The sequence below is a fragment of the Streptomyces sp. NPDC001156 genome, assembly GCF_053598275.1.
Genome location: NZ_JBSFJX010000047.1, coordinates 1 through 25,185 on the forward strand (window position 1 = coordinate 1; position 25,185 = coordinate 25,185).

General features: G+C 73.3%; 20 protein-coding genes and 1 riboswitch. Of the genes, 4 read left to right on the top strand and 16 right to left on the bottom strand.

Annotation, left to right across the window (positions count from 1 at the left end):
• From cobC to cobM, 6 genes are all read right to left on the bottom strand, one after another.
• Window positions 1-1,112, bottom strand: a 1,112-nt coding sequence (gene cobC / locus ACWDA7_RS22440) for an Rv2231c family pyridoxal phosphate-dependent protein CobC (protein WP_450606007.1), incomplete at its 3' end; no start/stop codon positions are given.
• On the bottom strand, window positions 1,102-2,037 hold the full coding sequence (locus ACWDA7_RS22445; RefSeq protein WP_450606008.1) for a sirohydrochlorin chelatase: 936 nt from the start codon (window positions 2,035-2,037) through the stop codon (window positions 1,102-1,104). The genes ACWDA7_RS22445 and cobC, both read right to left, overlap by 11 nt.
• The gene (locus tag ACWDA7_RS22450; RefSeq protein ID WP_450606009.1) at window positions 2,034-2,618 is read right to left on the bottom strand and encodes a precorrin-8X methylmutase; all 585 of its coding nucleotides are present in this window, start codon (window positions 2,616-2,618) and stop codon (window positions 2,034-2,036) included. The genes ACWDA7_RS22445 and ACWDA7_RS22450 overlap by 4 nt, the downstream gene beginning before the upstream one ends.
• Complete coding sequence (gene cobJ, locus ACWDA7_RS22455; RefSeq protein ID WP_450606010.1) at window positions 2,615-4,309, bottom strand: precorrin-3B C(17)-methyltransferase; 1,695 nt, start codon at window positions 4,307-4,309, stop codon at window positions 2,615-2,617. Before cobJ ends, ACWDA7_RS22450 begins: the two co-directional genes overlap by 4 nt.
• Window positions 4,306-5,547: a precorrin-6y C5,15-methyltransferase (decarboxylating) subunit CbiE gene (gene cbiE / locus ACWDA7_RS22460; protein ID WP_450606011.1), complete on the bottom strand. Its 1,242-nt coding sequence runs from the start codon at window positions 5,545-5,547 to the stop codon at window positions 4,306-4,308. The genes cobJ and cbiE overlap by 4 nt, the downstream gene beginning before the upstream one ends.
• Window positions 5,544-6,362 carry a precorrin-4 C(11)-methyltransferase gene (gene cobM / locus ACWDA7_RS22465; RefSeq protein WP_450606012.1) on the bottom strand — a complete coding sequence of 273 codons (819 nt, stop codon included), beginning with the start codon at window positions 6,360-6,362 and terminating at the stop codon, window positions 5,544-5,546. The genes cbiE and cobM overlap by 4 nt, the downstream gene beginning before the upstream one ends.
• Window positions 6,363-6,464: 102 nt before the next feature.
• Here cobM and ACWDA7_RS22470 point away from each other — a divergent pair, with 102 nt between their 5' ends.
• Window positions 6,465-7,310, top strand: a complete 846-nt coding sequence (locus ACWDA7_RS22470) for a ZIP family metal transporter (RefSeq protein WP_450606013.1) — start codon at window positions 6,465-6,467, stop codon at window positions 7,308-7,310.
• 11 nt (window positions 7,311-7,321) lie between these two features.
• On the opposite strand, the gene cobI is transcribed toward ACWDA7_RS22470, so the two are convergent.
• From cobI to ACWDA7_RS22520, 10 genes are all read right to left on the bottom strand, one after another.
• Window positions 7,322-8,071, bottom strand: a complete 750-nt coding sequence (gene cobI / locus ACWDA7_RS22475) for a precorrin-2 C(20)-methyltransferase (RefSeq protein WP_450606014.1) — start codon at window positions 8,069-8,071, stop codon at window positions 7,322-7,324.
• The gene (locus tag ACWDA7_RS22480) at window positions 8,068-9,417 is read right to left on the bottom strand and encodes a cobyrinate a,c-diamide synthase (protein WP_450606015.1); all 1,350 of its coding nucleotides are present in this window, start codon (window positions 9,415-9,417) and stop codon (window positions 8,068-8,070) included. The genes cobI and ACWDA7_RS22480 overlap by 4 nt, the downstream gene beginning before the upstream one ends.
• A complete protein-coding gene (gene cobO, locus ACWDA7_RS22485; protein WP_359398822.1) occupies window positions 9,411-10,010 on the bottom strand; it encodes a cob(I)yrinic acid a,c-diamide adenosyltransferase in 600 nt (199 codons plus the stop codon). Before cobO ends, ACWDA7_RS22480 begins: the two co-directional genes overlap by 7 nt.
• On the bottom strand, window positions 10,010-12,016 hold the full coding sequence (locus ACWDA7_RS22490; protein ID WP_450606016.1) for a putative cobaltochelatase: 2,007 nt from the start codon (window positions 12,014-12,016) through the stop codon (window positions 10,010-10,012). The genes cobO and ACWDA7_RS22490 overlap by 1 nt, the downstream gene beginning before the upstream one ends.
• Entirely contained in the window at window positions 12,013-15,666 is a 3,654-nt protein-coding gene (gene cobN / locus ACWDA7_RS22495; protein WP_450606017.1) for a cobaltochelatase subunit CobN, read from the bottom strand. The genes ACWDA7_RS22490 and cobN overlap by 4 nt, the downstream gene beginning before the upstream one ends.
• Complete coding sequence (locus ACWDA7_RS22500; RefSeq protein ID WP_450606018.1) at window positions 15,663-17,171, bottom strand: cobyric acid synthase; 1,509 nt, start codon at window positions 17,169-17,171, stop codon at window positions 15,663-15,665. Before ACWDA7_RS22500 ends, cobN begins: the two co-directional genes overlap by 4 nt.
• Window positions 17,168-18,124: a cobalamin biosynthesis protein gene (locus tag ACWDA7_RS22505; protein ID WP_450606019.1), complete on the bottom strand. Its 957-nt coding sequence runs from the start codon at window positions 18,122-18,124 to the stop codon at window positions 17,168-17,170. Before ACWDA7_RS22505 ends, ACWDA7_RS22500 begins: the two co-directional genes overlap by 4 nt.
• A 101-nt stretch (window positions 18,125-18,225) precedes the next feature.
• Window positions 18,226-18,363: riboswitch (cobalamin riboswitch) on the bottom strand.
• A 559-nt stretch (window positions 18,364-18,922) separates the two neighbouring features.
• Window positions 18,923-19,342 carry a hypothetical protein gene (locus ACWDA7_RS22510; protein ID WP_450606020.1) on the bottom strand — a complete coding sequence of 140 codons (420 nt, stop codon included), beginning with the start codon at window positions 19,340-19,342 and terminating at the stop codon, window positions 18,923-18,925.
• Window positions 19,343-19,837: 495 nt separating this feature from the next.
• Window positions 19,838-20,053 carry a hypothetical protein gene (locus ACWDA7_RS22515; protein WP_450606021.1) on the bottom strand — a complete coding sequence of 72 codons (216 nt, stop codon included), beginning with the start codon at window positions 20,051-20,053 and terminating at the stop codon, window positions 19,838-19,840.
• A gap of 22 nt (window positions 20,054-20,075) precedes the next feature.
• Window positions 20,076-21,335 carry an anion permease gene (locus ACWDA7_RS22520; protein WP_450606022.1) on the bottom strand — a complete coding sequence of 420 codons (1,260 nt, stop codon included), beginning with the start codon at window positions 21,333-21,335 and terminating at the stop codon, window positions 20,076-20,078.
• Between the two features lie 230 nt (window positions 21,336-21,565).
• On the opposite strand from ACWDA7_RS22520, the gene ACWDA7_RS22525 reads away from it, so the two are divergent.
• The 3 genes from ACWDA7_RS22525 (at window position 21,566) to ACWDA7_RS22535 (ending at window position 25,184) form a co-directional block, all read left to right on the top strand.
• Window positions 21,566-22,291 (top strand): class II aldolase/adducin family protein, encoded by a 726-nt coding sequence (locus ACWDA7_RS22525; protein ID WP_450606023.1) that lies wholly within the window; start codon window positions 21,566-21,568, stop codon window positions 22,289-22,291.
• Window positions 22,292-22,402: 111 nt separating this feature from the next.
• Window positions 22,403-23,527: an alpha/beta hydrolase family protein gene (locus ACWDA7_RS22530; protein WP_450606024.1), complete on the top strand. Its 1,125-nt coding sequence runs from the start codon at window positions 22,403-22,405 to the stop codon at window positions 23,525-23,527.
• A 202-nt stretch (window positions 23,528-23,729) separates the two neighbouring features.
• Complete coding sequence (locus ACWDA7_RS22535; RefSeq protein ID WP_450606025.1) at window positions 23,730-25,184, top strand: hypothetical protein; 1,455 nt, start codon at window positions 23,730-23,732, stop codon at window positions 25,182-25,184.
• The last annotated feature ends 1 nt before the right edge of the window (window position 25,185 follow it).

The window sequence follows — 25,185 nt, forward strand, 5'->3', positions numbered from 1 at the left end:
GGCGTCGACGTGGTTGATCCCCTCGGCCGCCAGCAGCCGCGCGCTCCACTCGGCGAGCAGCCCCGTCTTCTCCTCGTCGGGCACGGTGAAGGCGTGACCCGGTCCCGTACGGCGAGCCGCAGCCACTCCTCGTCGAGGCCCGGGAACGTGTCCCCGCGGCGCACCGCGAAACCGAGATCGCGCAGATGCCGGCGCACCGTGGCCGCCCGCTCCAGACGGATCAGCACGAAAGGTGCCTCGGCAGGTTCCGCCACATACAGCCCGTCCGGGGCGAACTCCCGCAGCCCCGCCACCAGATGTGCCCGGTCCGCCGCACCCCGGTGCGCCGCATGCGCGGCCTCCGCCACTGCCCTCGGCGACACACAGGCCTCGGCCGCCACGAGCGCGGGCGTTGACACCGGCCACAGGGGTTGCGCCCGCTCCAACTCGGCGATCGTCTCCGGCGCCGCCAGGACGTAGCCGATGCGCAGGCCCGCAAGCCCCCAGGTCTTGGTGAGGCTGCGCAGGACCACGAGCCCGGGCACATCGGTCCGGCCCGCCAGCGCCTCCCGTTCCCCCGGCACCGTGTCCATGAACGCCTCGTCGACCACCAAGGTCCGCCCGGGCCGCGCGAGTTCGGTGATCGCGGCGGCCGGGTGCAGCACCGACGTCGGGTTCGTCGGGTTGCCGAGCACCACCAGGTCCGCGTCCTGCGGAACCAGCGCCGCATCCAGCCGGAAGCCGTCCCGTTGCCGCAGCAGGACCCGGTCCACCGCGTGCCCGGCATCCCGCAGCGCCGCCTCGGGCTCCGTGAACTGCGGGTGGACCACGACCGGGTGACGCGTCTTCAGGGCGCGTGCCAGCAGCACGAAGGCCTCGGCCGCGCCCGCCGTGAGCAGGACGTGCTCGGCCGGCAGTCCGTGCCGCGCCGCCACCGCAGCCCGTGCGGCCCGCCCGTCGGGATAGGCCGCGAGTCCGCCCAGCGACCCCGCGATCACCTCGCGCAGCCATGCCGGGGGCGTGTCGGCGCGCACGTTCACCGCGAGATCGGTCAGCGAAGCACCGCCGTCACGCACCTCGGCGTCCCCGTGGTGCCGCAGGTCGTGCTGCCGCCCGTCGTGTTCAGTGCGCATGTGAGTGTGTGTGCCCACCGTGGTGGTGGTGATGTCCATGCTCGTGGTGGCCGTCGTCGTCCGGGTGGAAGTGGGGCTGCTGCGGCAGACCCACCTTGTCCTCGAAGCCCGGCAGCGCGATCCGGTACACGCACGAGTCGCAGTTCATCCGCAGATCGCCCTTCAGGGCCTCCTCGTACCGCTCCATCACCAGGTCGAGCAGCTCCGGCTCCGGACCGAGGACGTCCGCCGACCGCACATCGACCTCCGGGTGCGCCGCGGCCCAGCCCTGGGTCTGCTGCCGCACCCGGTCCGGCAGGACGCCGGTGAACAGGAAGTAGGGCAGGACGACGATCCGCCGTGCGCCCAGCCGCGCGCACCGGTCCAGGCCGCTCGGCACGTCCGGCGCCGCCAGCGAGACGAACGCCGTCTCGACACCCGCGTACCCGCGCCCCTCCCACAGCAGCCGCGCCGCCTTGTACACCTCGGCGTTGGCGTCCGGGTCCGTCGAGCCGCGGCCGACCAGCAGCACCGTCACATCGGCCCGGTCGGCGGGCGTGCGACCGGTGCCTCCGAGTGCCTCGTCCAGGCGCCGCTCCAGTACCGACAGCAGCGCCGGATGCGGGCCCAGCGGACGTCCGTACGTGTAGGAGATCCCCGGGTGGCGCTCCTTCTCCCGGGTCAGCGCCGCGGGGATGTCCCCCTTGGCGTGACCGGCGGACACCAGCATCAGCGGCACGGCGGCGAAACGCCGTACCCCCCGCTCCACCAGCTCGGTCACCGCCTCGCCCAGCGGCGGTGCCGACAGCTCGATGAAGCCGCCCGCGACGGGCAGCCCGGGGTGGCGGCGCCCCAGCTCCCGCACGAAGTCGCGGAACGCCTCGGCTCCGGCCTCGTCCCGGGTGCCGTGGCCGGCGATGAGCAGGGCGGGCGGCGGGGTGGTCACGGGGTCTCCTTCGAAGTGGGGTGGTACAGCAGGGCGTTGAGCGCGGCGGCGGCGACCGCCGAACCGCCCTTCTCGGACACGTTGCTCACGGCGGGCAGTCCGCTCTCGCGCAGCGCCGCCTTGGACTCGGCCGCGCCGACGAAACCGACGGGAAGGCCGATCACCAGCGCGGGCGAGGCGTCCAGCTTCAGCAGCTCCTCCAGGGCGGTCGGGGCGCAGCCGATCACCCAGAGCGCCCCGGGGCCGACGTCCTCGTACGCGAGGCGGATCGCGTGCGCCGAACGCGTCAGGCCCGGACCGGACTTGGCATCCTTGAGGCGGCAGACCGTCGGGCGCCGGGTGATGCCGGCGGCGACCATCTCGACGTCCACGACCACCGGCGCTCCGTCGTGCAGCGCGGCGTGCGCCGTCGCGAGCTCGCCTTCGGTCATGACGAGATCGTCCGCGTAGTCGAGGTCGGCGGCGGAGTGGATGACCCGCTCCACCACGGCCCGGGTCAGCGGAGGGAAGTGCGAGGTGTCCAGCCGGGTGCGCAGCCGCCGGAAGGACTCCTGCTCGATCGGGTGGACCACATGGTTCACTGGGCGTCCTCCTGCCGGTCGTCCTGCCAGCGGTAGCCGCGCGGCGTCACCATGCGCCCCGCGATCTCACGGGTCGCGGTGTTGCCCACGGTCACGACGGTCATCATGTCGACGGTCGCCGGGTCCAGCGAGGCCAGTGTCGTCAGACGGCTGGACTCGTCCTTTCGTGACGCGTTCCGTACGACACCGACCGGTGTCGCCGGTGCCCGGTGCCCGGAGAGGATCGCGAGCGCCTTCGGCAGCTGCCAGTCCCGGCCCCGGCTGCGCGGGTTGTAGAAGGTCACGACGAGGTCCGCCTCGGCCGCCGCCCGCACCCGTCGCTCGATCACCTCCCACGGGGTGTGCAGGTCGGAGAGGCTGATCGACACATGGTCGTGGCCCAGCGGGGCGCCGAGGATCGCGCCTGCCGCGAGGGCGGCCGTCACACCGGGCACCCCGACCACCTCGATGTCGTCGGACGCCTCGGCCAGCGCGGGCGACGCCATCGCGTACACACCGGCGTCCCCACTGCCGATCAGCGCGACGGCATGCCCCTTGTGTGCCTCGGCGACCGCGGTGCGCGCCCGTTCCTCCTCCGCGCCGAGCCCCGACTCCAGGATCCGGGTGCCCGGTGGCAGCAGATCACGGATCTGGTCGACGTACTGGTCGAGGCCGACCAGTACCGACGCGCGCCGCAACTCCGTCTTCGCGCGCGGCGTCAGCAGGTCCCGGGCGCCGGGCCCGAGCCCGACGACCGCGAGCCGTCCGCGCGCCGGCCGGCGTACCACGGCGCAGGTGGTCATCGCCGGACTCGCGGCCGACTTCCGCTTGGGTACGAGGAGTTCGCCTCCCCGTACCAGCGCGGCGGCCTCCGCGACGGACGGTGTGCCGACGGCGGCGAGCGGGGCGGCGGAGGGGTTGGGCACGTCGACCTTCGCCAACTCCTCGGCGGAGTAAGTCACCACGGGCACCCCGAGGCGCTCCGCGGCCTCGATGATCCCCGCCTCGTCCGCTTTGGCGTCGACGGTCGCGAGCTCGGCGAGCGACTTCGCGCAGAGCCCCGCGTCCCGCAGCGTGCTCTCGATCAGCTCGAGGACCTCGGCTGCGGGCGCGCCCTTGGAGGCGCCGACGCCGACGACGAGGGTGGGCGGCCGCAGGACGACCTCCCGCTCGGCCGGCTCGACGGTACGGTCCGTGACGCGGATCGTGTACGGGCCCTCGGCGGTGGCGCGCAGCGGCGGCAGCGGCCAGGCCACCTCCGCATCCAACGCGACCGGCTCCCCGTCCAGAAGCGCCCGCGACACCCCCGCGACGTCCCCCTCCGCAGGCAAGCCGAGCGTGTCCAGGCCCTTCAGACCCACGGAGTCCGTAGCGGTCGTCACCACGGGCCGGGCGTCCAGCAACGAGGCGACCTCACCGGCCAGTTCGTTGGCCCCTCCGGCATGGCCGCCCACGAGCGACACCGCGAAACGGCCGCCCTCGTCGACGCACACCACCCCCGGGTCGGACCTCTTGTCACCCAGCAGCGGGGCGACAAGCCGTACCACGGCGCCCGTGGCCAGGAAGCACACGAGCTGCTCGCACTCCGCGAAGGCGGCCCGCACGGCCTCGCCGACGGGCCCGTCGTACACCCTCGTGCGGTCCGGCCACGCCGCGGCCAGCCGGTCCCGGGCAGCCGCGCCCGCCGCGGTGGCGGAAATGAGGCCGATCACAGAGCAACTCCTTCGCTACGCGCCGGAGGCCGCTTGCCCCACAGCAGAAAAACGGGGTTGGCCGCCGCGAGCCGGGTCACCTCGCCCGGCAGCGGCGCGAGCCGCGACGACTGCAGCAGCACGCCGTCGCAGGAGAACCCGGCCGCGACGAGCGCCCCGCGCGCCGCCGGTACGCGGTCAAGGGCGGCCATGGCGACCACCACGGTCCGCCGCGCGCGGGCCGCGCACGCGGTCACGACGGCGGGCAGCTCTCGTCCGCCGCCGCCCACGAACACCGCGTCGGGATCGGCGAGAGCGTCCAGTGCGGCCGGCGCCGCCCCGTGCACGACGTGCACGTCCACCCCGTGCGCCGCGGCGTTGGCGCGGATGCGCTCCACCCCGTCGTGCGTCTTCTCGACGGCGCTCACGGCCGCACCGAGCCGGGCGCACTCGACGGCGACCGACCCGGAGCCCGCGCCGATGTCCCAGACCAGATCGCCGAGCCGGGGCCCCAGCCGGGCCAGCGCCAGGGCGCGCACCTCGAACTTGGTGATCATCGAGTCGCGGTGCGCGAACGCGTCCTCCTCCAGGGCCCACCCGGACGGGCCGGACGGCGCCCCGGCGACCGTGCGCACCGGTCCCGGCGCTCGCGACGCGTCGAGACACAGCACCACGTTCACCGCCGTGCCCCAGTCGCGCGTCGCCGCCTGCTCCGGCGTCACCCGCTCCACCTGTTCGCTCCGCGGGTCACCGAGTGCGCCGGCCACCACGAGGACGCGCTCGGTGCGGGCACGGGCCAGCGCGGCCCCCAGTTCGGCGGGACCGGCGCCGGGCCCGGTCAGCACGGCGACCTTCGGACGCGCCCGGCACACGTTCACCGCCGTACGCAGCTCGCGCCCGTGCGCGCTCACCACCACCGCGTCGTCCCACGGCAACCCGATCCGCGCGAACGCGGCCGCCACCGAGGACACGCCCGGCCGCACGTCGAGCCGCTCAGGCCCGAACCGTTCGGCGAGCACCCTGACGATCCCGAAGAACCCCGGATCGCCCGAAGCGAGCACCATGACCCGCCGCCCCTTGTCGAGATACCGCTCGACCGTCTCGAGCGCGGGAGCCAGCGGCCCGAGGACGATCCGCTCGGTCTCCTGCGGCAGCCGGGCGGCCTCCAGATGGCGCCGTCCGCCGACCACGAGGTCCGCGCCGGCCGTCGCCCCGGCGGGAAGCGGCTCGCCCGTGCCGGTACCGACAACGGTGATCACGTGCTCGCACCCCGCGTGCGCAGGGCTCTGCGGGCCTCGGGGTCGGCCTTGCGGTAGCCGTGGAAGTGGCCCGGGTGGTACAGGTGCGAGCGGGTGCCGTGCGCGTCGAGCGCCGGGCCCACCAGGAACAGCGTGTGCTTCCAGAGCTTGTGCTCCTTGACGGTCTCCTCCAGCGTGCCGATCGTGCACTTCACGACCAGCTCCTCGGGCCAGGTCGCCTGGTGGGCCACCACGACCGGGGTGCTGGTCGGGTAGCCGCCCTCCAGCAGCTCGCGCACGAGCTGGCCGCTGCGCGCCGCCGACAGGAAGATCGCCATGGTGGTGCCGTGCCGGGCGAACTCGCGCACCTCCTCACCGGGCGGCATCGGCGTCTTGCCGCCGCCGAGCCGGGTCAGGACGACGGACTGCGCGACCTCGGGGATCGTCAGCTCCCGCTGCGCGAGCGCTGCGACGGCCGAGAAGGACGAGACTCCGGGTACCACTTCCGTCTCGATCCCCATCCCCGCACACCGGTCGAGCTGTTCCTGGGTGCCGCCCCACAGGGCCGGATCTCCGGAGTGGATGCGGGCGACCCGCAGGCCCTGCGCATGGGCCCGCTCGTACACCGCGACGACGTCCTCCAGGGACATGGTCGCCGAGTCGAGGATCTCGGCCCCCTCGCGGGCGTGCTCGAGGACCTCCGCCTGCACCAGGCTGGCCGCCCAGATCACGATGTCGGCCTCGGCGATGGCGCGCGCGGCGCGGAACGTCAGCAGGTCGGCGGCGCCGGGGCCGGCACCGACGAAGGTCACCTTTCCGGTGATGGCATCGGCCATGGAATTCTTTCCTCCAGCGAAAAGTTCGAGCAGTACGAGGCACCGGTGCGCACAGGGCCGCCGGTCTCGTGTGCACCCGGATCGATCGGATAGCAAGGTCATATGGCGGTCTTCGTCGCGCTCGGCGCGTTCCTGATGACGCTGGCAGGCGGCTGGACGGCACAGCGGGTGACCGACCGCCGCCATCTCGTCCTCGGCCTGGCCGGCGGGCTGATGCTCGGCGTGGTCGGCCTGGATCTGCTGCCGGAGGCCCTGCGTGCCGCGGGCGGCGAGGTGTTCGGCGTCCCCGCCGCCCTGCTGCTCTTCGTGGCCGGTTTCCTGCTGGCCCACCTGGTGGAGCGCCTGCTGGCCGCGCGCCGCGCCGCGCACGGTGCGGACGAGCTGGTTTCCCTGGCTCCGCCTCCGGAGCCCGTCAGCCGGTGTCATGCGGCCGACCACGCTCAGTCCTTCGGGCCCCCAGGTGTCCCACCGCTCAACACCGGCGCGCCCCCGCCGCGCCGCGACGACCGGGCGCCCGAGGTGGGCCTGACGGCGGCCGCGGCGATGGTCGGGCACAGTGCCATGGACGGCATGGCGATCGGTGCCGCGTTCCAGGTGGGCAGCGGCATGGGAGCGGCGGTCGCGGTCGCGGTCGTCGCGCACGACTTCGCGGACGGCTTCAACACGTACACGCTCACGAGCCTGTACGGGAACGCGCGCCGCAAGGCCATCGCGATGCTCGTCGCGGACGCGGCGGCACCCGTCGTCGGCGCCGCCTGCACGCTGGCCTTCACGATTCCCGAGCGAGCCCTCGGTGGCTATCTCGGTCTCTTCGGCGGAGCGCTGCTCTACCTCGCCGCCGCCGAGATCCTCCCGGAGGCGCACCACGTCCACCCCGCCCGCTCGACCCTGCTGTGCACGATCGCGGGCGCGGCGTTCATCTGGCTGGTGGTGGGCCTCGCCCACTGATCCACCGCCGGTCACAGTTTGCCGCCACGGGTCCCGTCGCGCCGGGCCGGCGCGATGAGGGTGGACAGGTAGGGCAGCGGACCGCCGTCGAGATCGGCGGCCGGCCGGATGGACTCCTCGGACAGCCCGAGCCCGGATCCCCACACCGCGCCCTCGAGCCGCCCGGTCTCCCGCAGCGCCTCGGCGACCTCGTGCGCCTGCCGCCCGAACTTGTAGGCGACGACCGTGCCGGGCCCGCCGAGCGCGTCCTTGAGCACGGTGGACCCGGCGGTCACCGGCACCAGCGTGAGCGGCTCGGTGCCCTCGGTCAGCACGGCCCCCGACCGCGCCGCGAGGTCCTGCATGGCGGTGATGCCGGGAACGGTCTCGACGACGGTGCCCGGCAGGAGCTCCTGGATGGTCTGGGCGAGGTAGGTGAACGTCGAGTACACGTTGGGGTCGCCAATGGTGGCGAAGGCGACGGCGGAGCAGCGCTCGAGGAGCCGGGCCACACCTTCGCCTGCCGCGTCCCAGGCCGCCTCCCGCCGGGCGCGGTCGCTGCGCTCGTTGAGCGCGAACACCACACGCACGACCTTCTCCTCGGGCACGTAGTGCAGCACCGTCGCCTCGGCGCGCCCCCGCTCCCCGCCGTCCTTCCCCTCGGGTCCGGCCATGACGGGCACGACGACGACATCGGCGGCGCGCAGCGCGTTGACGCCCTTGACGGTCACCAGCTCGGGGTCGCCGGGGCCCACCCCGACTCCGATCAGCCTGCTGCTCATGACGTCCGGCACCTCTCCACGAACCGACGGGCGACACCGGGCTCGGCGGCCCAGTGCGTGTGCAGATAACTGGCGTGCACACCTTGTTGTACGAAACCCTCGACACGCGGCCGACGGGCGCGCACCCCCCACGCGGGAGCCGCCCCCGCGCCGGGCTCGACCACGGACCGGTGGAACTCGTGCCCCCGTATCCGGGTCCCGGCCGCGGCGAGGACACTGTCGCTCACCGCCACGGCGTCCCGATAGCCGAGAGTGAGCCGTTCGCTCATCCGGGCGTTCGCGTCGAGAACCCCGCACATCGGCTGCCCGTCCAGCTCCCGGCACAGGTACAGCAGCCCGGCACACTCGGCGGCGACGGGAGCCCCGCTCAGTGCGAGTCCGGCGACCGCCTTACGGAGTCGTTCGTTGGCCGAGAGCTCGGACGCGTACACCTCCGGGAAACCGCCGCCGATGACCAAGCCGCGCGTGCCGTCGGGCAGTTGCTCGTCGTGCAGGGGGTCGAAGGTGACGACTTCGGCTCCGGCGGCGGCCAGCAGTTCGGCGTTCTCGGCGTAGGAGAAGGTGAAGGCGGGGCCGCCGGCGACGGCGACCACCTCGCGAGCACCCGCCGGGGCGACCGGGGGCTCCCAGGCCTCGCCGGGCAACGCCCCCGCACTCCGCGCCAGCCCCAGCAGCGCCTGAAGATCGCACCCGTCGCGCACCTGCGCGGCCATGGCGGTGACGGCCTCCATCGCCTCCGCCCGGCGCTCGGCGACCGGCACCAGCCCCAGGTGACGCGACGGCGTGTCCACCTGGGGAACCCGCCGCAGCACCCCCAGCACCGGCACCCCGGCCGACTCCAAGGCGTCGCGCAGCAGTTCCTCATGACGGTCCGAGGCCACCTTGTTCAGGATCACGCCCCCGATCCGCACCTGCGGGTCCCAGGACGCGAAGCCGTGCACCAGGGCCGCCACCGACCGTGACTGCGACGACGCGTCGACCACCAGCACGACCGGTGCGCCGAGCAGCTTGGCCACCTGCGCCGTGGAGGCCAGTTCCCCCTCGCCCGCGGCCCCGTCGTAGAGCCCCATCACGCCCTCGACGACGGCGAGATCGCACCCCCGCGCCCCGTGCAGAAACAGCGGAGCGATCAGCTCCGGCCCGCACAGGTAAGCGTCCAGATTGCGCCCCACCTGCTCGGTCGCGAGCGCGTGGTACCCGGGGTCGATGTAGTCCGGCCCGACCTTGTGCGGGGACACGGCGAGCCCCCGCGCGGCGAACGCGGCCATCAGCCCCGTGGCGACGGTGGTCTTGCCGCTGCCGGACGCCGGCGCGGCAATGACCAGCCGGGGGACGGACCTCACCACTCGATGCCCTTCTGGCCCTTCTGCCCCGCGTCCATGGGGTGCTTGACCTTGGACATGTCGGTCACGAGATCCGCGAAGTCCACCAGCTTCTCGGGCGCGTTCCGCCCGGTGATCACCACATGCTGGGTTCCGGGCCGGTTCCGCAGCACCTCCACGACCTCGTCCGTGTCCACCCACCCCCAGTGCATCGGGTATGCGAACTCGTCCAGCACGTAGAGCGTGTACGTCTCGGCCGCCAGGTCCCGCTTGACCTGCTCCCAGCCCTCCCGGGCCTTCTCCTCGTTGTCCATCTGGGCATCCCGCTGGACCCACGACCAGCCCTCGCCCATCTTGTGCCAGTCGACGGTCCCGCCCTGCCCGGAGGCGCCGAGCACGCGCAGCGCGTTCTCCTCGCCGACCTTCCACTTGGCCGACTTGACGAACTGGAACACCCCGATCGGCCACCCCTGGTTCCAGGCGCGCAGCGCGAGACCGAACGCGGCGGTCGACTTGCCCTTGCCGATGCCCGTGTGGACGACGACCAGCGGCCGGTTGCGCCGCTGCCGGGTCGTCAGCCCGTCGTCCGGCACCACACTCGGCTGTCCCTGCGGCATTACGCGGCCCTCCTCGAAGAAGTCCCCTGCACGTCCCTGACCAGACCGGCGATCGAGTCGGCCCGCAGCTCGTCCAGCGTGACGGCCGCACCGCCCAGCTCACCCGCGAGCTGCCCGGCCAGCCCGAGCCGCACCGGACCCGACTCGCAGTCCACGACCACGGACGCCACCTGCCCGGCCGCGAACAGCCGTGCCGCACGTCCCGCCAGTGCGACCGGCTCGGGGCCGCCGGTGGCCCGTCCGTCGGTCACGACCACGACGAGCGCCCGCCGCGCCGGATCCCGCAGCCGCTCCACCCGCAGCACCTCGTGCGCCTTGAGCAGTCCGGCCGCGAGGGGCGTGCGTCCGCCCGTCGGCAGCGACTGGAGCCGCGTCGCCGCCGTGTCCACCGATGAGGTCGGCGGCAACGCGACCTCGGCGTCCTTGCCCCGGAAGGTCACCAGCCCCACCTTGTCCCGTCGCTGGTAGGCGTCCAGGAGCAGCGACAGCACGGCGCCCTTCACGGCGCTCATCCGCTGCCGCGCGGCCATGGACCCGGAGGCGTCGACCACGAACAGCACGAGGTTGCCCTCACGGCCCTCGCGCGTCGCCTGCCGCAGGTCGTCCCGCCGCACCACGAGGCCCGGCCCCGACCTGCCGCGCGCCCGCTGATGGGGCGCGGCGGCCTGCACGGTCGCCGCCAGGTGCAGCTTGGTGAGGGTTCCCCGGGGCCGCCGGGCCCCGGTCGTCCGCCCGTGTTCGGTCCGCGCCCGCGAGCGCCGCCCGGCGGCACCGTCGCCGATGCCGGGCACGCTCAGCACCTTCGTACGGAAGGGCTCGGCGGCAGACACGGGAGCCTGCTCGCCGGCGCCGGAGGCCTGCGGCTGCGCGTCGCCGTCGCCGTCCCCGGTGTCGGGCCGGGCGCCCGTGTCACCGTCCTGCGGGCCGCCGTCGGCCTGCGGTGGCTGCCCGCCCCCGTCGGGCCCGTCCGGGCCGGGATCCGGATCGTCGTCCGGGCCGCCGAACTGCTCCAGGGTCTCGTCCAGTTTGTTCTCGTCCAGCCCCGGCGCGTCGAACGGGTTCCGCCGCCGCCGGTGCGGCAGCGCGAGCAGAGCGGCCTGCCGTACGTCCTCGGCGAGCACGTCGGTCCGCCCGGCCCATGCGGCCAGCGCGGTGGCGGTACGCGCCATCACGATGTCGGCCCGCATACCGTCCACCTCGAAGGCGGCGCAGGTCGCGGCGATCTGCCTGAGCGCCCCGTCGCCGAGCCGCACCGACGGCAGCAGCTCACGCGCCGCCACGATCCGCGCCCGTACGGCGGTCTCCTCCTGAGCCCAGCGGGCGGTGAAGCCGGCGGGGTCGTCGTCGTACGCCAGGCGCCGCCGGACGACCTCCACCCGCTGTTCCGGTTCCCGCGAGGCCGCCACCTCGACGGTCAGCCCGAACCGGTCGAGCAGCTGCGGCCGCAGCTCGCCCTCCTCCGGGTTCATGGTGCCGACGAGCAGGAAGCGGGCGGCGTGCCGGACGGAGACGCCCTCGCGCTCAACGTACGAGGCACCCATCGCGGCGGCGTCGAGCAGCAGGTCGACCAGGTGGTCGTGGAGGAGGTTGACCTCGTCGACGTACAGGATCCCGCGGTGCGCGTCGGCCAGCAGACCCGGCTCGAAGGCCTTCACGCCCTCGGCCAGCGCCCGCTCGATGTCGAGGGCGCCCACGAGCCGGTCCTCGGAGGCGCCGACCGGCAGCTCCACCATGCGCGCGGGCCGCTGGGTACTGGTGCCGGCCTCGTGCGGACCGTCCGGGCAGTCCGGGTCCGGCGCCGCGGGAGCGCAGGAGAAACGGCACCCGGCGACCACGTCCACCGCCGGCAGCAGCGCCGAAAGGGCGCGTACCGCCGTGGACTTGGCGGTGCCCTTCTCACCGCGCACCAGCACACCGCCGACCGCCGGTGACACGGCGTTCAGCAGCAGTGCGAGCCGTAGATCGTCCTGGCCGACGACGGCCGTGAACGGAAACGGGGTACTCACTTGTCGTCGCCCTCCAGGTCGCCCTCGAGCGCCAGGTAGGTGGCGCGCAGCCGCTCCAGCGTGTCCGCGTCCGGCTCCGCCCACAGGCCGCGGTCGGCGGCCTCCAGCAGGCGCTCGGTGATGCCCCGCAGCGCCCAGGGGTTGGACTTCTTCATGAAGTCCCGGTTCTCGGCGTCGAAGACGTACTCCGCGCTGAGCTTCTCGTACATCCAGTCGTCGACGACCCCGGCCGTCGCGTCGTAGCCGAACAGGTAGTCCACGGTCGCCGCCATCTCGAAGGCGCCCTTGTAGCCGTGCCGTCGCATGGCGGCCATCCAGCGCGGGTTGACCACGCGGGCACGGAAGACCCGGTGCGTCTCCTCGCCGAGGGTGCGGGTCTTGACCTGGTCCGGCACGGCGCTGTCGCCGACGTACGCCTCGGGGCTCTGCCCCGTCAGATGCCGCACCATGGCGACCATGCCGCCGTGGTACTGGAAGTAGTCGTCGGCGTCCACCAGGTCGTGCTCACGGGTGTCGACGTTCTTGGCCGCGACGGCGATCCGCCGGAACGCCGTCTCCATGTCCCCGCGCGCCGCCCGCCCGTCGAGCCCGCGGCCGTACGCGTAGCCGCCCCACACCGCGTACACCTCGGCGAGGTCGGCGTCCGAGCGCCAGTTGCGCGCGTCGATCAGCGGCAGCAGACCGGCGCCGTACGCGCCCGGCTTGGAGCCGAAGACACGGGCGGTCGCGCGCCGCCGGTCGCCGTGGACGGCGGTGTCCTCGTCGGCATGGGCCCGGACGAAGTTCCGCTCGGCGGGCTCGTCCAGTTCGGCGACGGCGCGTACGGCGTCGTCGATGAGCCCGACGACGTGCGGGAACGCGTCCCGGAAGAAGCCCGAGATACGGACCGTGACGTCGATGCGCGGCCGGCCCAGCTCCTCGAGCGGGACCACCTCGAAACCGGTCACCCGGCGGGAGGCGTCGTCCCAGACCGGGCGGCAGCCGAGGAGAGCCAGGATCTCGGCGATGTCGTCGCCCTGGGTGCGCATGGCGGACGTGCCCCAGACCGTCAGCCCGACGGACTTCGGGTACTCGCCGGTGTCCTGCAGATAGCGGTCGACGAGGGAGTCGGCGAGCGACTGGCCGACCTCCCAGCTCAGCCGTGAGGGAATCGCCTTGGGATCGACGGAGTAGAAGTTGCGGCCGGTCGGCAGGACGTTGACCAGCCCCCGAGTGGGGGAGCCGGACGGGCCCGCCGGCACATAACCGCCGTTCAGCGCCCTGAGGATGTGGCCGATCTCGTCGGTGGTGCGGGCGAGCCGCGGCACCACCTCGGTGCAGGCGAAGTCCAGCACGGCGACGGCGTCGGGGAGTTCGCCGCCGAGCACCTCCCGGACCAGAGCCGCGCTCGCGCCTGCCGCCCAGCCGCGCTCCTCCATGCCCTCCGCGATCCGCCGGCACAGCTGCTCCAGCAGGTCGATCGCGTCGGCGGCGGTACGGGACGGGCCCTCGACCAGGTCGGTCAGCTCCACCGGCACCTTCACCGGCGCGCCGGGCTCGGCCAGCAACTCCTTCTCCACCAGGCCGAAATGAGCGGCGAGCGAGGCCCGCAGCCCCGGCAGGGCGTTCGCCTGGCCGCCCCACACCTGCGAGGCGCGCAGCACGGCGAGCACGAGGTTCACCCGGGGCTCGCCGACCGGCCCGCCGCCCAGAATGTGCAGACCGTCGCGGATCTGCACATCCTTGATCTCGCAGAGATAGCCGTCGATGTGCATGACGAACTCGTCGAAGGCGCCGTCCTCCGGCTGCTCGTCCACGTGCAGGTCGTGGTGCAGCTCAGCGGCCTTGACCAGGGTCCAGATCTGGGCGCGTACGGCGGGCGCCTTGGCCGGGTCCAGGTCGGAGACGAGCGCGTACTCATCGAGCAGCTGCTCCAGCTTGGCCAGGTCGCCGTAGGTGTCGGCGCGGGCCATCGGCGGTACGAGGTGGTCGACGACCGTGGCGTGGCCGCGGCGCTTGGCCTGGGTGCCCTCGCCGGGGTCGTTGACGATGAACGGGTAGATCAGCGGCAGCTCGCCGAGGACGGCGTCCGGCGCGCACCCGCGCGAGAGGCCCAGGCCCTTGCCCGGCAGCCACTCCATGGTGCCGTGCTTGCCCATGTGGACGATCGCGTCGGCGCCGAACGAGTTCTCCAGCCACCTGTACGCCGCCATGTAGTGGTGCGACGGCGGCATGTCGGGGTCGTGGTAGATCGCGATCGGGTTCTCGCCGAAGCCGCGCGGCGGCTGGATCATCACCACGACGTTCCCGAACCGGAGGGAGGCGAGGACGATGTCGTCGCCGTCGACGTACAGCGAACCCGGCGGCTCGCCCCACGCCTGGAGCATCGCCTCCCGCAGTCCGGGGTCGAGCCGGTCGAACCACGCCCGGTAGTCGGCGAGCGGCACCCGAGCGGGTGCGGCGGCCAGCTGGTCCTCGGTCAGCCATTCCACGTCGTGTCCGCCGGCTTCGATGAGCCGGTGGATCAGCTCGTCGCCGCCCGCCGGGTACTCGGTGAGGCCGTATCCGGCGTCCCGGAGCGCGTCCAGCACGCGTACGGCCGACGCGGGCGTGTCCAGGCCGACCGCGTTGCCGACCCGCGAGTGCTTGGTCGGGTAGGCGGTGAAGACGAGCGCGAGTTTCTTCTCGGCGTTCGGCTTGTGCTTCAGCCGGGCGTGCCGTACGGCGATTCCGGCGACGCGCGCGGCGCGCTCCGGGTCGGCGGCATACACTGGCACATCGTCCGGACCGTTCTCCTTGAAGGAGAAGGGGACCGTGACGAGGCGGCCGTCGAACTCCGGGATCGCCACCTGCATCGCCGCGTCCATGGGGGAGAGGGCGGCGTCGGACGCGTCCCACGCGGCGCGCGAGGAGGTCAGGCACAGGCCCTGCAGCACGGGAACGTCCAGGTCGGCCAGTGCCCCGATGTCCCAGGCCTCCTCGTCGCCGCCCGCCGACGCCTGAGAGGCGTGCGTACCGCCCGCGGCGAGCACGGTGGCCACGAGCGCGTCCGTCTTCGACAGCAGCTCGTACAGGCCCGCATCGGCGCCGCGCAGCGAACCGCAGTACACCGGGAGGGCGTTGGCGCCGCGGTTCTCGATCGCGTCGCAGAGGGTGTCCACGAAGGCGGTGTTCCCGCTGAGTTCATGGGCGCGGTAGAAGAGCACGCCCACCGTGGGACGGCCCTCGGCGTACACGCGCTCCCCGTGGACGCCGTACTCGGGCATCTTCTGCGGCTCGGTGAAACCCTCACCGGTCAGCAGCACGGTGTCGGACAGGAAGCGGGCCAGCTCCGTGAGGTTGGCGGGGCCGCCCTCGACCAGGTACGTCAGGGCCTCGGCGACCACGCCGGCGGGCACGGACGACTCGGCCATCAACTCCGCGTCCGGCACGGCCTCTCCGCCGAGCAGCACGGTCGGGATGCCCGAGGCCTTGAGTGTGGCGAGACCGTCCTCCCAGGCGCGCTTGCCGCCCAGCAGCCGTACGACGGCGAGGTCCGCACCCTCGATCAGACCCGGAAGCTCCTCCGCGGCATCCACCCGGGCCGGGTTGCCGATCCGGTAGGGCGCGCCGGAGGCACGGGCCGCCAGCAGATCGGTGTCGGCGGTCGACAACAACAACACTGTGCTCATGCGGGCGCTCCCGGTGGAATGAAAGGCAGTCCTTGCGGCGCGCCCGACTCGATGAGCCGCCACAGCGCGTCCGTGTCCGCGTGCTGTTCGATCAGGTCGCCGAGCCGGTCGAGCTGCTCCTCGCGCAGCGCGGCGAAAGACGTGTCGGCGGCCGGTACGAACCGGCGGCCCGCGGCGGCCGCCACCTCGCGCAGGAACGCCCGCCGGAAACCGTCCGACTCCAGGGAGCCGTGCCAGTGCGTGCCCCAGCTCTGGCCGACCCGGCAGCCGTCCAGGAAGGGCTCACCGCCCGTCACGTCGGCGACGCCGTGGTGGATCTCGTAGCCCTCGACGCGCTCACCGAGCGCCTCGCCGGCCGGCCGGGTCAGGGTCTTCTCGCGGGCGAACCGCACCCGCACGGGCAGCACCCCGAGCCCGTCCACCTGCCCCAGGCGGCTCTCGACGTCGTCCTCGATGTGCTCGCCGAGGATCTGGAAGCCGCCGCAGATGCCCAGGATCGGGCGCCGTTCGGCGGCCCTGCGGACCAGCGCGTCGGCGAGGCCCCGCTCGCGCAGCCACTCCAGTGCCCGTACGGTCCCGCGCGTGCCCGGGACCACCGCCAGGTCCGCGTCCGCCAGTTCCTCCGGCCGGTCCACGAACCGCACGACGACGCCCGGTTCGGCGGCCAGCGCGTCCACGTCGGTGAAGTTGGACATGAGCGGGATCGCGCAGACGGCGACCCGCAGCACGTCCTCGCCGTGCGGCGGGGCGACCGTGGACTCGCGGACGGTGCCGCGCAACGACACCCGCAGGCCGTCCTCCTCGTCGATGCCGAGCCCGTGCCGGTACGGCAGCACGCCGTAGGTGTGCCGCCCGGTGAGCCCGTGCAGCATGTCCAGGCCCGGCTCCAGCAGGGAGACGTCGCCCCGGAACTTGTTCACCATGAATCCGGCGACGAGTTCCTGGTCCTCACGCGAGAGCAGGGCCACGGTGCCGAAGAAGGAGGCGAAGACACCGCCGCGGTCGATGTCGCCCACGACCAGAACGGGCAGCCGCGCGCCTCGCGCGATCCCCATGTTCACGATGTCGGTCCGCCGCAGATTGATCTCGGCCGGACTGCCCGCTCCCTCACAGATCACCGCGTCATACGTGCCCCGCAACTGGGCGAGACAGTCGAGGACGGTGCCGAGGAGCCGCTGCTGCCGGCCGCCGTGATACCCGCGGGCGCTGAGCTCGCCGACCGGCTTCCCCAGCAGCACCACCTGACTGCTCTGCTCGCCCCCGGGCTTGAGCAGGACCGGGTTCATCAGCGCGCTCGGCTCGATGCGGCACGCCTGCGCCTGCATCGCCTGCGCCCGTCCGATCTCCGCGCCCTCGCGCGTGACGAAGGAGTTGAGCGACATGTTCTGCGCCTTGAAGGGCGCGACCTTGACGCCCTGCCGGGCCAGCCAGCGGCAGATCCCCGCGGTGACGACGCTCTTGCCGGCGTCGGAGGTGGTGCCGGCGACGAGGAGACCGCCGTTCATGACGTACGTCCCTTCGTGAGCATCGTCCGGGTGAGCAACCGTCCGGCGACGGTGGCGCCGAGCGCGAGCAGGGTCACGCGCCGGGAGAGCCGTACGGCGCGTTCGATGTCGCCGGCCTGGACCGCGCGCCCCGCGCCGTTCAGCACCGGCCGGTGCTCGACGCGTCCCCCGTACGAGAGGGTCCCGCCCAGCCGCACCCCGAGCGCCCCCGCGAACGAGGCCTCCACGGGCCCGGCGTTGGGGCTCGGGTGCTGGGCTGCGTCCGTGCGCCAGGCGTGCACGGCTGCCCGCGGTCGGGGACCCGAGGCGGCCGCGAGGGCGGCGGTCAGGCGTGCCCCGGGCCACCCAACGAGGTCGTCGAGGCGCGCCGAGGCCCACCCGTAGCGCCGGTAACGGGGCGATTTGTGACCGACCATGGCGTCGAGGGTGTTGACGGCCCGGAAGCCCACGAGCCCCGGCACCCCGCCCACGGCCCCCCACACCAGCGCGCCCACCACGGCGTCCGAGGTGTTCTCGGCGACGGACTCGACCACGGCACGCGCGATCCCGGCGGGGTCGAGCGCCTGCGGGTCACGCCCACACAGGTGGGGCAGCCGAGTGCGGGCGCCCTCCACGTCCCCCGCCTCCAGGGCACGCCCGACGCTCCGGGCCTCCCGGGCGAGCGAAGTCCCCCCGACGACGGCCCAAGTGGCCGCGGCGGTCAGGGCGACGGAGGCGGCGCGCGAAGGCCGGACGGCGGAGGCGGTGAGCGCGGCGAGCGAGACCGCACCGCCGACGCAGACGGCGGTGTGCAGTGCGCCCCACCCGCGGTGGTCCCGCCACAGCAACCGCTCCACGGCACCCGCGGCCCGCCCGAACGCGGCGACCGGATGCCCGCGGCGTGGATCGCCGATCAGGTGGTCACCGAGGAGGCCGGCGGTGGCGCCGTACGCGAAGACGCGATCGGCACCCATCGGTTCAGCCGACCGTGGGGTCGGGCAGGGGCCGGTTGTCGAGCCTGAAACGGCAGCCACGCATGGCGATATGTCCTCACTCAGGGTGTCCACGCCCTGGTTCGACGAGATCGGCGGTGAGAGTTCCTGGCTCCCGGGGGTTGTTCCCCGGTGACAGTGGCGGGACCGCGCCGGATTCGCACCGGCTTCCTCTCTTGCCGCCGTGTTGGCCCCGGCAGTCCACCACGACCCCGGAACACCCGTCAACTGGCTCTTGACCTGCGAAGCAGTGGTGTGCCGAGCCCCACACAGCTGACATGTCGTCAGCCGCTCGGATCGGTGCTTTCCGCGCGGCGCCGACGCCTGTGACGCACGAGGGGAACGGCTACGCGGCGGACGGGAGCAACGACCGTGTGGAGGACCCCACCGAGGGGACGCACTCGCCGGCGCGTGGCTCGAAACGGCGCACCGGCCCGGTGCTCGCCTTTCGGCGTAAGACGGGGTGTGGTTCGCTGACTGGATTCGAGGACCCGACAGCGGACGGTTTCTGAAGGTCCGTCCAGAGGACGGGAGGGGCTCGCATGGGGGACAGAGCCGAGGAAATACCGCCGCGCGCGGAAGGCCCCCGCGCTCCGCGGGCCACCCTGTCGGCGGCGGTCCCTCTGGCGCTTTTCTCCATGACCACAGGGGTGTTCGCGGTGGCCGCCGGCGCGCTCGCCGCACTGCTTGTGCCGGGATCCATGGCACGGGCGCTGGTCTGGGTGGTGGTGACGATCGTCGCGGCGGCCGGCGCAGGCCTGTGGTGGGGGATCACCCCGGTCACGGAGCGTCTCCGCGTTCTCGACCGGGCCGCGGCGGCGGTTCGTCCCCGTGGCTCGCGGACCCGTTGGCCTCCGGGGCGGATCCGTCGGCGTCCGAGGGCCGGGGCACTGCCGGGCGGACGCGCAGGGTGCGGCCCGCGCTTGCCGCAAGAGCGGTGACGGCCGTCGCGCCGAGGGTTCCCAGCACTGTCGTGGCCAGGGGTGTCGGGGTGCCCCACCCGAGGCCGGCCGCCACCCGTGCCGACACGGCGATGCCGAACAGCAGCACGCTGCCGTGGGCCGTGCCCAGCAGCAGTCGGGTCACCGGCGACCACATCCGCTGCTCGCCCCCGGAGTTCTCCGTTTCCTCGACGGGCTCCGCCGTGAGGCGGAGCGCGCGTAGCCGCCTGTACCACTCAAGGAACCCGAGGACCCCCATCGGTCTCCCTCCCCGTTGTCCGCCCGGGCCGTCCCCTCCCGGGCTTCGGTTGTCGTCGGGACTCAGGGTGAAGCGCCATCTCACGGTGCCGGCCCAGCGGCAGCCTGCTCTGCACCCCGATGCGACGCAGGCCGGTGCCGAGGTGCGCGCCGGCCGTGAACGGCAGTGGGCGCGGGGCCGCCGCAGGGGCAGGGAGGTCGCCTCGAGGTGTTGCCGCGGCCGGCGCGTGTCCCCGGCCGTGCCGCTCCCTGCCACATGTCGTCCGCGGCCGGTCGGGTGGCCTGAGTCGAGCATCAACTCCCCGATCAGATTAGGTGAGTTGGGTGTGCGCGACCAGACCGGTCGCTGTCCGGCGCCTGTCTTTTCGGCGTGGTCGCGATGCGGCCCGGAACGTGGCGAACCGGCGTATGTCCACAACCGAGTTCGAACCCTCGCAGTGACTATCACTGCGAGGGTTCGTCGCCGGTGGCCGAAGGGCCGATGAGTCGCGCGGAGTCAGGAGACGATCAGAAAGATCCCGTATCCCACCGCGGCCACACACGCGGCGAAGCAGGCGTACGCGCCGGTGGCTGCCATGGCGGCAGCGCCGCCCCGGGCCGATTCCTTCTTCGTGAGGCTCACCACGCCGAGGGTGAACAGGCCCACGAGGGCCACGGTGACCACGAGGCTGACGCCGAAGACGGTGCCGAGAGCCGCCCAGTCGATGTTCATGAGGGTGCTTCCTTATGCCGTCTTATACCGATGCGGTGCGGGTCGACTCCACCGAGGAGCCGGAGTTCTGGGCCGGGATGGTGGCCGTCAGGCCGGTGCCTGCGTCGGCCGTGGCGACCGGGCCGGCCGGTGGCGGGATCACCGCGGCGATCGCCGTGGTGACGACGCCCGCGGGCTCCGTCTCGACGTCGTTGACGTTGTCGATCGTGACCGGCTTGCGGCGGGACAGGGTCCAGATGACGCCGGCGCCCGCGACCAGCAGCACACCGGTGAGGACGGTGCCCCACGTGCCCTGCTTGGTGAGGAGCTCGGCACCCGCGCCGACCAGTCCTGCGGCCGGGAGCGTCAGACACCAGGCGACGAACATCCGGGTCGCGGTGGACCAGCGGACCACGCCGCCCTTGCGGCCGAGGCCCGCACCCATGACGGCACCGGAGCAGACCTGGGTGGTGGAGAGGGAGAAGCCGAGGTGCGAGGAGGCGAGGATCGCGGTCGCCGCGCTGGTCTGGGCGGCGAAGCCCTGCTGCGGAGCCAGGTCGGTCAGTCCCTTGCCCAGGGTGCGGATGATGCGCCAGCCGCCGAGGTAGGTGCCGAGCGCGATGGCCAGGCCGGCCGAGACGATGACCCAGGTGGGAGGGTTCGATCCGGGGGCGATGACGCCGCCGGTGACGAGCGCCAGGGTGATGATGCCCATCGTCTTCTGGGCGTCGTTCGTGCCGTGTGCCAGGGAGACCAGGCCCGCCGAGGCGATCGATCCGGCGCGGTAGCCCTTCGCGGTCGCCTTGCCGTCGGCGCGGCTGCCGATGACGTACGACAGGCGCGTGGCGAGCAGGGCGGCGAGGCCCGCCACGATCGGTGCCGCGACCGCGGGGATCAGGACCTTGGTGACGACCGTCGAGCCGTTCACGGCGGACCAGCCGGCCGAGGAGACGGCGGCGCCGATCAGACCTCCGAAGAGAGCGTGGGAGGAACTGGAGGGCAGGCCCAGCAGCCAGGTCAGCAGGTTCCAGAGGATGGCGCCCACCAGGGCCGCGAAGATCACTTCGACGCGTATGCCCTGCTCGTTGATGATGCCGCTGGAGATCGTCTTGGCGACCTCGACGGAGAGGAAGGCGCCGACGAGGTTCAGCACGGCGGACATCGCCACCGCCGTCTTGGGCCTCAGGGCGCCGGTCGAGATGGTCGTCGCCATCGCGTTGGCTGTGTCGTGGAAACCGTTCGTGAAGTCGAACACGAGAGCGGTGACGATCACGATTCCAATGAGGAGCGTGATGTGTTCCATTTACCCAGGCTTCTGTGGGAGGTCAGTGGCACGTGAACCGTAGGCAACCTAAGTGAATGGAAGATGAACTGAAGGAGTCTTGGGGGTGTATCGACCGATGTGTCGTTCTCGGTACACCTCGGGCGCGCGGGACACCGGGCTCTCGTGCAGTTCACGGGACGGCGGTCCGTCGCGCGCCCCAGTGCGCGAGGTCACAGGCGGCCCGGTTCTCCGCCTGGCAGGATCGCGCCATGGCTGAGCAAGGACGCGACGCGCGGGACGCCCGGGAGGACGCGGCGGGACGACCCGGGCAGGGCGCTCCCGGCACCGCGGACGAGGTGGCCGGGGCCTGGGAGGAACTCGTCGCGACCGCCGTCCGGACCGTGGCCGAGGGCCTGGTCGTCGGCACGTCCGGCAATGTCTCCGTACGGGTCGGCGACGTCGTCCTGGTCACACCGACGGGAGTGCCGTACGAGCGGCTGACGCCCGATGACGTGGTCGGCGTCGGCCTCGACGGCCGGCAGGTGCTCGGCCCGCTGCGGCCGACGAGCGAGCTGCCGATGCATCTGGCGGTCTACCGCACGACCGACGCACGCGCCGTCGTCCACACGCACGCCGTGCACGCGACGGCCGTCTCCACCCTGGTACGGGAACTGCCGCTGATCCACTACATGGCCGCAGCCCTCGGTGGTCCGGTCCGGGTAGCCCCCTACGCGACCTACGGCACCCCGGAACTGGCCGAGAACATGCTCCGCGCCCTCGCGCAACGCAGCGCGTGCCTCCTGCAGAACCACGGCACGATCGCCTACGGGTCGTCCCTGACCGAGGCCCACGACCGCACGGCCCAGCTGGAGTGGATGTGCCGTGTGTGGCTGACGGCCTCGTCGGTGCCGGGCCTGTCGCCGGCACTGCTCACCCGGGAGCAGGTGGCCGAGGTGGGGGAGCGGCTGCGGGGCTACGGCCAGCGCGGGGAGTAGAGGAAGCCGGCCGGAACCTTCTTCGAACGGTCGCCGCATCGGGCGCGCCCTCGGCGAACGCGGTGGTGTCGCCCGCTGGCCGGGGGCGGCCTCCACCGGGAGACTGGATGGGTGCGCACTGTCAAAGCGGCGGCCGCAGCCGTCACGGTAGCCATAGCAGCCGGCGCGGCCGGTGTCGCCGCGGGCCGCCTGGCCAGCGACGCCGCCCTCAAGGCGCCCCCGGGCCGGCCACTGCCCACGGAACCCCGTCTCACCGTGCACTCTCTGGCGGCCGGGCGGATCGCTCTCACCCGCGATCTGGCCTCCCAGCGCCCCGGCACCTACGGCCTCGCCGGCAACGGCTCGCACGCGGTCGTCGGCCCGGTCATCGACACCGCGCCCCGCTCGGCCGACACCGTCGTACGCCGCCTGGAGCGCGTCACCCACGGCACGCTCGAACCCGGTGACAAGGCGTGGCTCACCCCGAATCTGCACATCGGCAACCCGGGCACCGCACTCGGCCTCGACCACGCCGACGTGGACGTGCCCGGCGAACTCGGGACCCTTCCCGCCTGGTTCGTGCCCGGTGCCCGCGAAACCTGGGTGATCACCGTGCACGGGCTCGGCGCCACCCGGGAACACCCCATGAACGTCATGGGCTTCCTCAACCGTCACCACTTTCCCGTCCTCGACATCACCTACCGCGGGGATCTCGGCGCCCCCCGCCCGCCCGACGGCCTGAACCACCTCGGCGAGAGCGAGTGGCGCGACGTGGACGCCGCCATCCGCTACGCCGTGCGCTCCGGCGCCGAGCGCGTCGTCCTGCACGGTTGGTCCACCGGGGCCACGATGGCGCTGCGCGCCGCAGCGCAGTGCCCGCTGCGCGAGCGGATATCCGGGCTCATCCTGGACTCGCCGGTGCTCAGCTGGGAGGCCACGCTGCGCGCCCTCGCCGCCGCCCGCCGCACCCCCGGAGCGCTGCTGCCGCTGGCCGTCCGTGCCGCACAGGGCCGCACCGGTCTGCACGGCGACCGCCTCCAGCCCGCTGACCCGGACCAGCTGCAGGTGCCGGTTCTGATCTTCCACGGCCCCGGCGACACGGTCGCCCCATGGGGGCCCTCACGCCGTCTCGCCGAGCGCCGCGGCGACCTGGTCACCCTGCAGACCGTGCGCAACGCATCGCACGGTGCCATGTGGAACGTGGACCCCGGAGCCTATGAGGAGGCCATGCGGCGTTTTCTGACCCCGCTCATGTGACGCTGCCCCGAGGGCCGTGCTGCCGCACACCCCGGAAACCCCCTCCGCCGTACCGAGCTGGCGCCCTGCCTTCCGCTTGGACCCTTTGGAAGGCGCTTTCTCCGTATGCACCCCCTCGCGAGGCCCTGTGCGTCGGCCTGCCTCGTCGCCCGCTGTGACATTCCGTTTGGGTTTTCGGACCGTCAACCGCAAGACTGCACCTGTGACGTCCCGTACCCCGCGCGACTCCAGGCTCCGACTCGTCCGTCCGCGGCCGCTTGCAGCTGCTCCCCGAGCGGTGACCCCGCACCGCTCGCGCCCCGCACCCCGTCCGCCCGAGGGGACACCCCCGCCCGCGGAACTGGCCAGGATGGCCCGTACCCGGCTGGCCGACTCGGCCCGTGTCGCCCGCTGGGCCGACTCGGCGCTCGGCCCGGGCCGCGACGGCGCCGCCCCCGACGGCACGGGCACCCTCTCCGACGCCACCGCGCAACGGGCTGCCGCCGACCTCGGTCTGAGCGCCGCTCAGGTACGGGCCGACTGGGACACCGCCCGGCTGGCCGGACTCGTCGAGGTGCACGGCGACAGCGCCCGGCCCGGCTGGCGGCTGCGTGCCTGGAACCGCGACGACTCCGCGGTGCTGCGCGGCTGGGTCGCCCTGTTCGACGCCTGGTCGCTCGCCTGTCCCGAACCCGCCGACCGGGAGCACGCCGCCGTCGCCGAGGCCGTCTCGGCCATGCCCCAGGTGCTCTCCTTCCTGCAGCTGTCCGCGGGCCCCGTCCCGGTCGAGCAGCTGCTCGACCTGCTTCGGCAGCGGGTCACCGAACTGCGCACGGAACGGTGCGAGGTGCGGTACGCCCCGTCCGCCGCCCACGACCCCTATCCGCAGGTGCTGCACGCCGCGTCTGCTGATTCCGGATCCGTCGGGGCGCCGGTCCACGACCCGGCGGAGGGCGCCGAGCTCGCGCCTCTGCTCGACTGGGCCCTCGACGCGCTCGCCTACGTCGGCGCCCTCACCTGCGCCGACGGGCAGGCCACCCTCACCCCCCTCGGCAGCTGGGCGGTCTGGGTGAAGCTGGAGCAGATCTGCGTCGCCGCGCAGAGCCCGGCCGGGAACATCGAGCAGAACGCCGAGGACATGCTCCGCGGGTGCGCACAGCTGCGCCCGAACGCGGCCCGCGCGGAGTACCGGGCCTGGCTCGCGGCGCGCACGGTCGGCAGCGCCGTCACCGAGCTCCTGGACGCCGCCCGCGGCGAGGACGCCCTGCTGCGCGGCCTGGCCTTCGAGGCGCTGCGCGTGGTCGGGGCGCCGGCCGAACCCGAGGTGCGCGCCGCCTCGGACGAGACCCCGCTGCGCCCCTACGCCCTGCTCTGGCTCGCCGAGCAGGAGGGCGTCGACCCCGAGGAAGCCCACGAGGTGCTCACCCGCCAGGAGTCCACCTGGCTCTGGGTCGACACCGCCGCGGCCGTCGCCGACCACGGCGAAGCCCCCCTGCTCGTCCGCCACTTGGAATCCGCCGTGCAGCCCACCGTTCCCGCGCTGCTCGACGAGGTGCGTGCCGTCGGGCATCCCCGCACCGTGCAGGTCCTGGTCGCGCTCGCCGCCGCCCACCCGGACCCGGCGCTTGCCAAGGCCGTGCGCCGGGCCGCGTTCCAGGTCCACACGGGAGGCAGCTGAC